Below are 12,360 nucleotides of genomic sequence, written 5' to 3'. Positions count from 1 at the left end.
GATTGGCCGAAACGGACATAAGGCTTTAGAAGCGCAGGTATCGGGAGTGGGTGGCATGGGTAACTGGTGGCACACCAACATCGGCGAGCCGGGCAAGCTCCCCCTGCTCCTCGCGCTGGCCGCCTTCGTCCTGACCTTCGCCGTCACCCGCACGATCACGCGGATGATCCGCACGGGGAAGGGCCCGTTCCGCAACGTCACCCCCGGTGGGATGCACATCCACCACGTGGTGCCCGGGGTCGTGCTGACGGTGGTCGGCGGCTTCGGCGCGGTGGCCGCCGGCCGGCACGGGGTGGCCGCCGGGATCTGCGCGGTGATCTTCGGGATCGGGGCCGGTCTGGTGCTGGACGAGTTCGCGCTGATCCTGCATCTGGACGACGTCTACTGGACCGAGCAGGGCCGTCAGAGCGTCGAGGTCGTCGTGCTGACCGTCTCCCTGGTCGTGCTGGTCCTGGCGGGGTTCTCACCGCTCGGGGTGAACGACGTCACCGAGGACGAGCAACAGGGCCGGATCGGCGTCATCACCTCGTACGCCGTCAACTTCGGCTTCGTCCTGGTCGCGCTGTTCAAGGGCAAGACCCGGATGGCGGTGCTCGGCACCCTCGTCCCGTTCGTCGCGCTGATCGGCGCGCTCCGCCTGGCCCGCCCCACCTCGCCGTGGGCCAAGCGGTTCTACCGCGACCGCCATCGTGCCCGCTCCAAGGCGGTGCTGCGCGCCTACCACCACGATGTGCGCTGGGCGGGGCCGCGCCGGAAGTTCCAGGACCTCATCGGCGGCGCCCCGGACCGGGCCCCGCTGCCGCCCGTCGGCAAGCCCTGACCGCCGCCGCCCCGGACCGGGCCCCGCTGCCGCCCGTCGGCAAGCCCTGACCGCCGCCGCCCTCCCGAGGAAGGTGCCCGGGCGCAGAGCCCGCCGCCTCTGCGGCCGCCGCTCAGGTCGCGTCGAGGTTCCTCACCTCGTCCTGGCCGGCGGCGTCCTCGGCCGCCTCGGTGCCGCTGTCGTCGTCGGCCACCACCGGCGTACGCTCCGGCAGCTCCGCGGCGAGCGCGGCCGCGGCCTGCACCAGCGGCAGGGCCAGCAGCGCGCCCGCGCCCTCGCCCACCGTGACCCCGTGGTCCAGCAGCGGGGTCAGCGCCATCCGGTCCAGCGCCTTCGCCTGCGCGGGCTCCCCGCTGACCTGCCCGGCCAGCCACCAGTCCGGCGCCCGGAACGCCGCGCGCTGCGCCACCAGCGCACACGCCGACGCGACGACCCCGTCCAGGATCACCGGCATCCGGCGCACCGCCGACTGGAGCAGGAACCCCGTCATCGCGGCCAGATCGGCGCCGCCCACCGTGGCCAGCAGCTCCAGCTGGTCACCCAGCACCGGCCTGGCCCGGCGCAGCGCGTCCCGGATCGCGGCGCACTTGCGCATCCAGGCCAGGTCGTCGATGCCCGCACCACCGCGCCCGGTCACCACCGAGGCGTCCGTACCGCAGAGCGCCGCGACCAGGGTGGCCGCGGCCGTGGTCCCACCGACGCTCAGGTCGCCGAGCACCACCAGATCGGTGCCGGAGTCGGCCTCCTCGTCGGCGATCGCCATGCCCAGGCGTACGGCCCGCTCGGCCTCCTCGGCACTCAGCGCGTCCTCGATGTCGATGCGCCCCGAACCCCGCCGCACCCGGTGGCGTACGACGGACTCGGGCAGCAGCTCCGGGTCGCAGTCGATCCCGGCGTCCACGATCCGCACCGGCACCGAGAAGCGCCGGGCCAGCACCGCCACCGGGCTCGCCCCGTCGAGGGCCGCCCGGACCAGCTCGTGGGTAGTGCCCGCCGCGCGCCCGGAGACGCCCAGCTCCGCCACCCCGTGGTCACCCGCGAAGAGCACCACGCGCGGCTGCCCGACCGCTCTGACCGGCACGGACTGCTGCGCGGCGCTGAGCCACTCGCCCAGCTCGTCGAGCCGTCCCAGCGCCCCCGGCGGGACGGCTCGCCGCTTCCGCCGTTCCTCGGCGTCGCGCCGGACGCCCCCGTCGGGGCGTTCGATCAGGTCGGAGAAGTCGTCCAGGTTCACGGAGGTCTGCCTCGCGGGTCGTCACGTCGGGTTCCGGTCCGGGAACCCGGCGGCGGGTCCCTGCCGGGAACAGTACCGGTCGGCCCGGACGGCCCGGCCCGAGCGCCGATTTCTCCCGGCCGCCCCGCGCGCTGACGCCCCCTCACCCCCGCAGTACGACCGCCTGCCCCGCCACCACCAGCAGCACCTCCTCGCACTCGGCCGCCACCGCCGCGTTCAGCCGCCCCAGCTCGTCCCGGAACCGACGTCCCGCCGGGGTCGCCGGGACCACCCCCGCACCCGCCTCGTTGGTCACCAGCACCACCTGACGCCGCGTCGCGCGCACCGCGCCCACCAGCTCCGCGACCCGCGCCCGCAACGCCCTCTCGCCGCCCTCCCGCCACCGCACGTCCTCCCAGGCGTCCACCCGGTCCATCGCGTCGGTCAGCCACAGCGACAGGCAGTCGATCAGCAGCGGCGGCCCGGCCGCGCCCAACAGCTCCGCGACCTCGCAGGTCTCCTCGGTCCGCCACGCGCCGGGCCTGCGCTCCCGGTGCAGCCCCACCCGGGCCGCCCACTCCGGGTCCCCGTCGCGCCGCCCACCGGTCGCCACGTACACCACCTCGGGGAACGTCTCCAGCCGCCGCTCCGCCTCCAGCGACTTCCCCGACCGGGCGCCGCCCGTCACCAGCACCCGGCGCGGCACGTCCGGCACCACCGGGTACTCGCCCACCACCAGCGTCGTCCCGTCCGGCACCGCCCGCGCACCGGCCGCCGCGAGGAGCCGCTCCAGCGTCGCGCCCGGCGGGGCGTCGTGGTCCAGGTGGACCGCGATCACCTCGGTGGCCGGGCCGATCGCGCCGACCACCCGCAGCCGCGCCAGCGCGTCGGGCCGCCCCATCACATCGCAGACGACCAGGTCGTACGGCCGCTCCACCCGCCCGTCGAGACCGGAGGGCGCGGCCCCCGGCGGCAGGTACAGCAGCCGCTCGCCGTCCGGGGAGCTCACCTCGTAACCGGTCCCCGGCGCGTCCATCGGCACCGCCCGCACCCGGTGCCCACTGATCAGCGTCAGCACCTGGCCGTCCGGCACCCGCCCGGCCGGCGGCAGGGTGGGCGGCAGCTCCACGGCCGGCCCGTCGTGCGGGTGGGTCAGCAGCACCTGGCGCACCGCGCCCAGGGAGTGCCCCGCGCGGGCGGCCGCGAACACCGCTCCCGGGGTCAGATCGAGCAGCAGCGCGTCGTCGACCAGCAGGGCGGTCGCGGCGCGCGCCCACGGGCCGCGGGCCGTCGCACAGGCCGCGCAGGGGCAGGAGGGGCGGGGCAGGCCGTCGGGGGCTCCGGTGCCGAGCAGAGTCAGTTCCACACCTTGATCCTCCCGTGTCCCCCCGTCAGGTGCGCGCCCGGCTAGGCTTCGGGCAGCAACGTGACCCAGGAGGCGGACATGGCGTGGACGTGGCGGTTCGAGAAGTCCGACGGTACGGAGACGGAGCCGGCGCTGCAGCCGGAGGAATTCACCACCCAGGGCGACGCGGAGTCCTGGATCGGTGAGTACTGGAAGGAACTCCTGGAAGGCGGTGCCGCCCAGGTGACGCTCTTCGAGGACTCGACCAAGATCTACGGCCCGATGAGCCTGCGGGCCGACGGCGCCTGACGCTCGGGCGGCGGAAGGGGCGGTACGGGCAAACCCCGTACCGCCCCTTCCGCGTCCGGGCCCCCGCGCTCCCGGCCGTGCCGCCTGAGGCCCCTCAGATCTCCCCGAGCGTGACCTCGGCGGTCCTGCCGTCGTCGTCCCGGGTGTACGTCACGGTCACCTTGTCGCCCGGCTGGTCGCCCGCCAGGGCCTCGGAGAGCGAGGTGATGGTGGTGACCGAGGTGTCACCGATCTTCGTGATGATGTCTCCGGCCCGCAGCCCCGCCTCGTCCGCGGCCCCGCCCCGCTCCACGCTCACCAGTGCGACGCCGGCCGGCCGGTAGGAGTCGTCGACGACCGTACGGCCGGTGATGTTCAGCGCGGCGCGTCCCGAGTCGGTGACCCGGCCGTCCTTGATGATCTGGTCGGCGACCGTCCTCACCATCGAGACGGGGATGGCGAACCCGATGCCCGGCGCCGCGCTGTCGCCCATCTGCGGGTCGGTCGCCGCGAGGGTGGGGATGCCGATCACCTCGCTGTCCAGGTTGACCAGCGCCCCGCCGCTGTTGCCCGGGTTGATGGCCGCCGAGGTCTGCACCATGTTGGCGATCGTCGCGCCGGTCCCGCCGCCCGCCCGGCTCTCGCTGACGGTCCGGCCGAGCGCCGAGACGATGCCCTGGGTGACGCTGCTGGAGAGGCCGAGCGGCGAGCCCATCGCCATCACGATCTGCCCCACCTCCACCTGCTCCGAGTCGCCGAACTTCGCGGGCCGCAGGCCGTCGGGCACCTCGTCCAGCTTGATCACGGCCAGGTCCTGCTCCGGGTAGGAGGAGACCAGCGAGGCGTTCAGCACCGCCTCCCCGGTGGCGACGGTGACCTTGAACTTCTTCTCGTCGCCGATCACATGGGCGTTGGTGACGATGTGGCCCCGGTCGTCGTAGACGATCCCGGAACCGAGGCTGTCCGACGCGTCGATCTGCACCACCGAGGGCAGCACGTCGCTGATGACGGCCTGGTAGGCGCTCTCCAGATCGGCGGTGTCGCGGGCCGCGGCGCCCTGGGCCGTGGCGGAGGGGCTGGCCTCCGGGGCGGGGGCCGCCGTGATTCCGCCGGAGCAGCCGGAGGCCAGGGCGATCGCGCAGACGCCTGCGGACAGGGGCAGCAGCAGCCGGCGCGCACGGCCGCGTGACGGGGGTGCCGAGGGGGATGCGTCCATATCCGGAGTCTGCTGCCCCCACCCTTTCGGGTGCCCGTACTGATGGGCCGAACGGGAGCCGGACCCGTACGTACGTGTGCCGGCTGCTAGCCGCGCACCCCGCACAGGTGCAGCAGCGCCGCGACCGCCCGGTACGGGTCGGTCCGCCCGGCCCGGTCCTCCAGGGTCAGCACCCGCTCCAGCTCCCCGGCGGGCAGCCCGGCCCCGTCGGCCACGCCGTCCGTGAAGACCCGCACGCCGTACCAGGCGTGCAGCGGGGCGGCGATCCCGGCCAGGGTGGCCCGCAGCGCGTCGAGCCGGTCGGCCCGCACGGTGAGGCCGCGGTGATCGGTGTACGTGGCCGTGTCGAAGGCCGCCAGGGCCGCGCCGAAGTCGCCGGTGAGCCCTGGGCGCATGGCGAGGGCGTCCGCGTTCCGTACGAGCAGGGAGAGCAGACCGCCCGGCGCCAGCATCCGGGCCAGCCCGGCCAGCATCGGGTCGGGCTCCTCGACGTACATCAGGACACCGTGGCAGAGCACCACGTCGAAGCTGCCCGGCAGGAAGTGGACGCCGGTCTCCCGGCCGTCGCCCTCGATCAGCTCGACCCGCTCCCGGATGCCCTCGGGCTCGGTCGCCAGGGTCTCCCGGGCCGTGCGGAGAAGCCCGGCGTCCGACTCCATACCGGTCACCGAGTGACCGGCCCGCGCGAGCCGCAGCGCCTGGACGCCGCTGCCCATGCCGACGTCCAGGACGCGCAGCCGCCGGCCGACCGGGAAACGCCCGGCTATCTGCTCGTCCAGCTGCCGGGCGACCAGCTCCTGGCGGACCGTGTCACGCACGGAGCCGGCACGCGCCGGATCGACCCCGGTGGAGCCGGAGGTTTCCGTGCTCAGGGCCGCTCTCCGCGCTTGACCTGCGGCTTCGGGAGCCGAAGACGGCGCATCTGGAGCGTGCGCATCAGCCCGTAGGCGATGGCACCGCGCTTGGGGGTGTCCGGGAAGCGCTCCCGCAGCTGCTTCCTCAGGCGGATCGAGAGACCGATCGAGTCGAGCACGATCAGGATGATCACACCCATCCAGAGCATCAGCACGACGCTCTGGATGTTCTGCACCTGGATCACACTGAGGATCAGGATGATCACCGCGAGCGGCAGGAAGTACTCGGCGACGCAGAAGCGCGAGTCCACGAAGTCGCGGACGAAGCGCCGCACCGGGCCCTTGTCGCGGACCGGGAGGTAGCGCTCGTCGCCCGAGGCGAGAGCCTCACGCTGCCGGGCCAGGTCGGCGCGGCGCGCTTCGCGCTGGCGCTTCACGGCCGCCTTGCGGTCGGTCGGCGCGCTGGACGCGGCACGCCGGCGCTGCGTCTGGGCCTCGCTGCGCTTGGGGGTGGGGCGACCCTTGGGAGCCTGCGGGTCGCGGGGCTGCTGGGAGAGGTCCGCCGTCACCTTGTCGGTGGGGGCCTTCTCTGTCTTCGCACGGCTACGGAACACAAAACCCAAGGGTAAGGGGTCGGGATACGGGCTCGCGGACCCGGGCGGGAACGATCCGGCAACGGACCGCGTCCCTGGAGGTACCCGGCAGGGGGCAGGGGCGTTCGCCGCCGGTTTCCCTGACCGCCACCTACACCCTGGGCGGGAGTGGCCACCGGCCGCAGTCGTCCTTGGGGAGGAGCACATCGGGCCTCGAACAGTGCGGTAATGGAGACAGGGCCCGTACTGTGGGTTCTATCGGGAGTGCTGGAGCTCAGTCCGTCAGAAGGGGGCGCGCGAAGCCCATGAGCGGTGTCATGAAGCGTATGGGGATGCTTTTCCGCGCGAAGGCAAACAAGGCCCTTGACCGGGCCGAGGATCCGCGCGAGACCCTGGATTACTCGTACCAGAAGCAGCTGGAGCTGCTTCAGAAGGTGCGCCGCGGCGTCGCCGACGTGGCGACGTCCCGCAAGCGGCTGGAGTTGCAGCTGAACCAGCTGCAGGGCCAGTCGTCCAAGCTGGAGGACCAGGGCCGCAAGGCGCTGGCGCTCGGCCGCGAGGACCTGGCGCGTGAGGCGCTGTCCCGGCGCGCCGCCCTCCAGCAGCAGGTCACCGACCTGGAGACGCAGCACACCACGCTGCAGGGCGAGGAGGAGAAGCTCACGCTCGCGGCCCAGCGGCTGCAGGCCAAGGTCGATGCCTTCCGCACCAAGAAGGAGACCATCAAGGCGACCTACACCGCGGCCCAGGCGCAGACCCGGATCGGCGAGGCCTTCTCCGGCATCTCCGAGGAGATGGGCGACGTCGGCCTGGCGATCCAGCGGGCCGAGGACAAGACGCAGCAGCTCCAGGCGCGGGCCGGCGCCATCGACGAGCTGCTCGCCTCCGGTGCCCTGGACGACCCGACCGGCACGGCCAAGGACGACATCGCCGCCGAGCTGGACCGGATCTCCGGCGGCTCGGACGTGGAGCTGGAGCTGCAGCGCATGAAGGCCGAGCTGGCCGGCGGCTCCTCCTCCTCGCAGCAGGCGATCGAGGGCGGTGCTCAGGACGGCACGCAGCAGCCGCAGCAGTCCCCGCACAAGTTCGACAAGCAGTAGTGAGGGCGGCGTCATGATCGTACGGATCATGGGGGAAGGCCAGGTCGAGCTGGCCGACAGTCACTTCGTCGAACTCAACGAGCTCGACGACGTCCTGCTCAAGGAGATGGACACCGGGGACGGCCCCGGCTTCCGCACCACGCTCCACGCGCTCCTCGACAAGGTGCGCGAGCTCGGCACTCCGCTCGCCGACGACTCCCTGGAGCCGTCGGAGCTGATCCTGCCGGCGCCCGACGCGACCCTCGAAGAGGTGCGCGCCATGCTCAGCGACGACGGACTCATCCCGAACTGAGGCAGAACTCCGTCCGTGGCGGCCCCTGCCCCGGACGGAGAGCACCGCTCCACCAGCACGCACACAGCCGTGCCCCGCGCCCGGCCCGCCGGTCGGGGCACCGTGCTGTCCGCCCCTGCCCCGCCGCCGCCGTCGTCGTACGGTCCCGGGGGCGCCCCGCCGCGTACGGGTTCGCGCCTCCCGCCCCCGTACGTCTCCGCGCGCCTCCGCGCCCCGTACGTCCCCGCGCGCCTCCGCCCCGTACGTCTCCGCGCGCCCCCGCTCCCGTACGGTTCTGTGATCGTCCCGGCACACCGCGGAGACCGGTCCGTGCGCGGCACGCCGTACCGTTGCTGGGCGTGACCACCCTCACCTCCGGGTTCGCGCGGGCCCGCCGCTGGCTTCGGGACCACCCCCTCGCGTTCGACGCGTCCCTGGCGTTCTGTGTCCTGATCGCGATGATCTGCGGTTCGTTCGCGGACCCGGGCAAGGGTCACGGGCCGACGTTCGGGACCCGCACCCCCGAGGTCTTCAGCGTGCTGCTCATGGTGCTGGCCGCCTCGGCGCTCGTCCTGCGCCGGCGGCGGCCCGTGGCGGTCCTCGCGGTGACCGGCGTCCTCACGGCCGCCGAGTACGTCCTCATGGACCCGCCCGCCCCGGTCGTGATGAGTACCGTCATCGCGCTGTACACCGTCGCCTCGCGCACCGACCGCCCCACCACCTGGCGGGTCGGCCTGCTGACCATGGGGGTGCTGACGGTGGCCGCGATGGTCTTCGGGTCGTCGCCCTGGTACAGCCAGGAGAATTTCGGCGTCTTCGCCTGGACCGGGATGGCGTCGGCCGCCGGGGACGCCGTACGCAGCAGGCGCGCCTTCGTCGACGCGATCCGGGAGCGCGCGGAGCGGGCGGAGCGCACCCGCGAGGAGGAGGCCCGCCGCCGCGTCGCGGAGGAGCGGCTGCGGATCGCCCGGGACCTCCATGACGTCGTCGCCCACCACATCGCCCTGGTCAACGTCCAGGCCGGGGTCGCCGCCCACGTCATGGACAAGCGCCCGGACCAGGCGAAGGAGGCGCTCGCCCACGTACGCGACGCCAGCCGCTCCGCGCTCGACGAACTCCGCGTCACCGTCGGCCTGCTGCGCCAGTCCGGCGACCCCGCCGCACCCACCGAACCGGCCCCCGGCCTCGCGGTCCTGGACGAGCTGGTGGACACCTTCCGCAACGCCGGGCTCCCCGTCGAGGTGGCCGGCGCCGACCGGGACCCCCGGCTCCCCGCCGCCGTCGACCTGGCCGCGTACCGGGTCATCCAGGAGGCCCTGACCAACGTACGCAAGCACGCGGGCACCGGGGCCAGGGCCGAGGTGAGTGTCGTACGGGTCGGCGCCACCGCCGAGATCACGGTGCTGGACAACGGCCGGGGGAGCGCCGCCCGGCGTGCGGGCTCCGAGCACGGGACCGGCGCTCCGGACGGCGGCGGCCACGGTCTCGTCGGGATGCGCGAGCGCGTCACCGCGCTGGGCGGCGCCCTCACGGCGGGACCTCGCTACGGAGGCGGCTTCCGGGTCCATGCGATCCTGCCCATCGAGGCCCGCACGGGTGAGCCGGAACCGCCCGGCCCGGCGGCCGCGACGGGGGAGCGCCGATGACACGGTCCGCACAACAGCCCGCAGGGAGTCCACAGACACCGCAGCCGACACCCGAGGCACCCATCAGGGTGCTGCTCGCCGACGACCAGGCGCTGCTGCGCAGCGCGTTCCGGGTGCTGGTGGACTCCGAACCCGACATGCAGGTCGTCGGCGAGGCGGCCGACGGGGCCCAGGCGGTGGAGCTGGCCCGGGCGACCGGCGCCGACGTGGTGCTCATGGACATCCGGATGCCGGGCACGGACGGGCTCGCCGCCACCCGCATGATCAGCACGGACCCGGCGCTCGCCGCGGTACGGGTGGTCATGCTCACCACCTTCGAGGTCGACGAGTACGTGGTGCAGTCCCTGCGCGCCGGAGCCTCCGGCTTCCTCGGCAAGGGCGCGGAGCCCGACGAGCTGCTCAACGCGATCCGCATCGCCGCGGCCGGCGAGGCGCTGCTCTCCCCGGCGGCGACCAAGGGGCTCATCGCCACCTTCCTGGCCCAGGGCGGGAGTCCGGGGGAGGGGCAGGACAGCGCGGAGTACGCGGAGCGGCTGGCCGGGCTCACCGTGCGCGAGCGGGAGGTGCTCGTCCTGGTCGCGGGCGGCCTCTCCAACGACCAGATCGCCGAACGGCTCCAGGTCAGCCCGCTCACGGTGAAGACCCATGTGAACCGGGCGATGGCCAAGGTGGCGGCCAGGGACCGGGCCCAACTGGTCGTCATCGCGTACGAGTCGGGTCTGGTACGCCCTCGGGTGGAGTGAGGGGGAGCGGGCGGCGCGGAGGGTGGCAAGACAGCCTCGCGCATCGCCACCTTCGGCACGCTCGACTCCATCGGTGACACGACCATCGCCGCGGGCGACGGCTTCGGCTCCCAGGACCTGAGCGCCGTGGTCAAGGCGTCCGACGCCGACACCCTGAAGAAGGCGGCCGAGGCGGTCCGCACCGCGGTCGCCCCGGTCAGGGACGTCACCGACGTCCAGAGCGACCTGGCGCAGAGCGTCCCGCGGATCTCCGTCACGGCCGGCGACAAGGCGGCCGCCGCCGGATTCGGCTCCACCACCCTGGGCGGGATCGTCGCCGGAGCCGTACGCGGCACCCCGGCCGGCACCGCGATGCTGGACGACACCGAGCGCGACGTCGTCATCACGTCCTCGCGCCCGGCCGCCACCATGGCCGAACTGAAGGCCCTGCCGCTCGGCCCGGTGAAGCTCGGCGACATCGCCACGGTCGAACTGGTCCCCGGCCCGGCGATGACCCGCGTCGACGGCCGACGCGCGGCGACCATCACCGCCAAGCCCGGCGGCGACCACACCGGCGCGGTCAGCACCACCCTCGCCTCGAAGATCGACGCGCTGGACCTCCCCGAGGGTGCCACCGCCACCGTCGGCGGCGTCACCGAGGACCAGAACGAGCATTCATGAAGCTGAGTCTCGCCATGCCGGCGGCCATCGCGATCGTCTTCATGCTGCTGGTAGCCACCTTCCGGTCGCTCGCCCAGCCGCTGATCCTGCTGGTATCCGTGCCGTTCGCGGCGACCGGCGCCATCGGCCCGCTGCTCGTCACGGGCACCCCGCTGGGCGTTCCCGCGATGATCGGCATGCTGATGCTCATCGGCATCGTGGTCACCAACGCGATCGTGCTGATCGACCTGATCAACCAGTACCGCTCGCGGGGCCTCGGCATCGGAGACCGAGGCCGCGAAGGCCGGGCACGGCGAGGGGGCCCGTCCCACGCGGATGCGTGGGACGGGCCCCCGGCCGGGCACGGCGCCCGTTACGGCAGTGCCAGCATCCGCTCCAGCGCGAGCTTGGCGTACTTCTCCGTCTCCGGGTCCACCTCGATCCGGTTGACCAGCTTGCCCTCGGCCAGCGACTCCAGGGTCCAGACCAGGTGCGGCAGATCGATCCGGTTCATGGTCGAGCAGAAGCAGACCGTCTTGTCGAGGAAGACGATCTCCTTGTCCTCCGCGGCGAAACGGTTCGCCAGGCGGCGGACCAGGTTCAGCTCCGTACCGATGGCCCACTTCGAGCCGCGCGGCGCCGCCTCCAGGGCCTTGATGATGTACTCCGTCGAGCCGACGTAGTCCGCCGCTGCCACGACCTCGTGCTTGCACTCCGGGTGGACCAGCACGTTGACCCCGGGCATCCGCACCCGGACGTCCTCGACCGACTCGACCGAGAAGCGGCCGTGGACCGAGCAGTGGCCGCGCCACAGGATCATCTTCGCGTTCCGCAGCTGCTCGGCGGTGAGGCCGCCGTTCGGCTTGTGCGGGTTGTACAGGACGCAGTCCTCCAGGCTCATCCCCATGTCCCGCACCGCGGTGTTGCGGCCCAGGTGCTGGTCGGGGAGGAAGAGGATCTTCTCGCCCTGCTCGAAGGCCCACTCCAGGGCCCGCTTCGCGTTGGACGAGGTGCAGATCGTGCCGCCGTGCTTGCCGGTGAAGGCCTTGATGTCGGCGGAGGAATTCATGTACGAGACGGGCACCACCTGATCGGCGACCCCGGCCTCCGTCAGCACGTCCCAGCACTCGGCGACCTGCTCGGCGGTGGCCATGTCGGCCATCGAGCAGCCCGCCGCCAGGTCCGGCAGCACGACCGCCTGGGCGTCCGTGGTCAGGATGTCCGCGGACTCGGCCATGAAGTGCACACCGCAGAAGACGATGTACTCCGCCTCCGGGCGCGCGGCCGCGTCCCGGGCGAGCTTGAAGGAGTCGCCGGTGACGTCCGCGAACTGGATGACCTCGTCGCGCTGGTAGTGGTGGCCGAGGACGAAGACCTTGTCCCCGAGCTTCTCCTTCGCCGCCCGGGCGCGGGCGACCAGATCCGGGTCGGAGGGGGAGGGGAGGTCGCCGGGGCACTCGACACCTCGCTCGCTCCTCGGGTCGGCCTCCCGGCCGAGCAGCAGCAGCGCGAGGGGTGTCGGCTGTACGTCCAGGGGCTGGGCCGTGGTCACGTCACGCACCCTTTCTTCTCTGCGTTCTGCTCTGCGCTTCTGCGAACGCGCCTTTTCGTCTATTTGACGCTATCTATCAT

The 12,360-nt window shown here is 73.1% G+C and carries 12 protein-coding genes and 1 pseudogene; 7 read left to right on the top strand and 6 right to left on the bottom strand.

The window, feature by feature from the left end; all coding sequences use genetic code 11:
- The first annotated feature begins 55 nt into the window (after positions 1-55).
- The gene (locus ACIQAK_RS01805; RefSeq protein ID WP_366388269.1) at positions 56-820 is read left to right on the top strand and encodes a hypothetical protein; all 765 of its coding nucleotides are present in this window, start codon (positions 56-58) and stop codon (positions 818-820) included.
- Positions 821-932: 112 nt separating this feature from the next.
- Here ACIQAK_RS01805 and cobT read toward each other — a convergent pair whose 3' ends face one another.
- Both cobT and ACIQAK_RS01795 read right to left on the bottom strand, forming a co-directional pair.
- Positions 933-2,054, bottom strand: coding sequence for a nicotinate-nucleotide--dimethylbenzimidazole phosphoribosyltransferase (cobT, locus tag ACIQAK_RS01800; RefSeq protein ID WP_366388270.1), 1,122 nt, complete (start codon positions 2,052-2,054; stop codon positions 933-935).
- A gap of 142 nt (positions 2,055-2,196) precedes the next feature.
- Positions 2,197-3,399, bottom strand: a complete 1,203-nt coding sequence (locus ACIQAK_RS01795) for a bifunctional adenosylcobinamide kinase/adenosylcobinamide-phosphate guanylyltransferase (RefSeq protein WP_366388271.1) — start codon at positions 3,397-3,399, stop codon at positions 2,197-2,199.
- Positions 3,400-3,477: 78 nt separating this feature from the next.
- On the opposite strand from ACIQAK_RS01795, the gene ACIQAK_RS01790 reads away from it, so the two are divergent.
- Entirely contained in the window at positions 3,478-3,687 is a 210-nt protein-coding gene (locus ACIQAK_RS01790; protein ID WP_366388272.1) for a hypothetical protein, read from the top strand.
- Between the two features lie 94 nt (positions 3,688-3,781).
- Here the strand turns inward: ACIQAK_RS01790 and ACIQAK_RS01785 are convergent, their stop codons facing one another.
- From ACIQAK_RS01785 to ACIQAK_RS01775, 3 genes are all read right to left on the bottom strand, one after another.
- On the bottom strand, positions 3,782-4,882 hold the full coding sequence (locus ACIQAK_RS01785; protein WP_366388273.1) for a trypsin-like peptidase domain-containing protein: 1,101 nt from the start codon (positions 4,880-4,882) through the stop codon (positions 3,782-3,784).
- A gap of 86 nt (positions 4,883-4,968) precedes the next feature.
- The gene (locus ACIQAK_RS01780; RefSeq protein WP_366388609.1) at positions 4,969-5,676 is read right to left on the bottom strand and encodes a methyltransferase domain-containing protein; all 708 of its coding nucleotides are present in this window, start codon (positions 5,674-5,676) and stop codon (positions 4,969-4,971) included.
- 74 nt (positions 5,677-5,750) lie between these two features.
- Positions 5,751-6,350 (bottom strand): DUF3043 domain-containing protein, encoded by a 600-nt coding sequence (locus ACIQAK_RS01775; RefSeq protein ID WP_366388274.1) that lies wholly within the window; start codon positions 6,348-6,350, stop codon positions 5,751-5,753.
- A 296-nt stretch (positions 6,351-6,646) separates the two neighbouring features.
- On the opposite strand from ACIQAK_RS01775, the gene ACIQAK_RS01770 reads away from it, so the two are divergent.
- The 5 genes and pseudogenes from ACIQAK_RS01770 to ACIQAK_RS01750 form a co-directional block, all read left to right on the top strand.
- Positions 6,647-7,429: a PspA/IM30 family protein gene (locus tag ACIQAK_RS01770; RefSeq protein ID WP_366388610.1), complete on the top strand. Its 783-nt coding sequence runs from the start codon at positions 6,647-6,649 to the stop codon at positions 7,427-7,429.
- Between the two features lie 13 nt (positions 7,430-7,442).
- On the top strand, positions 7,443-7,721 hold the full coding sequence (locus ACIQAK_RS01765) for a hypothetical protein (protein WP_366388275.1): 279 nt from the start codon (positions 7,443-7,445) through the stop codon (positions 7,719-7,721).
- Between the two features lie 338 nt (positions 7,722-8,059).
- Positions 8,060-9,346 (top strand): sensor histidine kinase, encoded by a 1,287-nt coding sequence (locus ACIQAK_RS01760; protein ID WP_366388276.1) that lies wholly within the window; start codon positions 8,060-8,062, stop codon positions 9,344-9,346.
- Entirely contained in the window at positions 9,343-10,089 is a 747-nt protein-coding gene (locus tag ACIQAK_RS01755; protein ID WP_366388277.1) for a response regulator transcription factor, read from the top strand. Before ACIQAK_RS01760 ends, ACIQAK_RS01755 begins: the two co-directional genes overlap by 4 nt.
- A 54-nt stretch (positions 10,090-10,143) precedes the next feature.
- Positions 10,144-11,054, top strand: a pseudogene (locus ACIQAK_RS01750) (efflux RND transporter permease subunit); the annotation flags it as partial.
- 47 nt (positions 11,055-11,101) lie between these two features.
- Here the strand turns inward: ACIQAK_RS01750 and nadA are convergent.
- Entirely contained in the window at positions 11,102-12,280 is a 1,179-nt protein-coding gene (gene nadA / locus ACIQAK_RS01745; protein WP_366388278.1) for a quinolinate synthase NadA, read from the bottom strand.
- Positions 12,281-12,360: the final 80 nt, after the last annotated feature.

This window comes from Streptomyces sp. NPDC088706, assembly GCF_044752765.1.
GTDB lineage: Bacteria > Actinomycetota > Actinomycetes > Streptomycetales > Streptomycetaceae > Streptomyces.
Note: the sequence above shows the minus strand (reverse complement) of the source record. Positions and strands in the feature narration are given on the sequence as shown.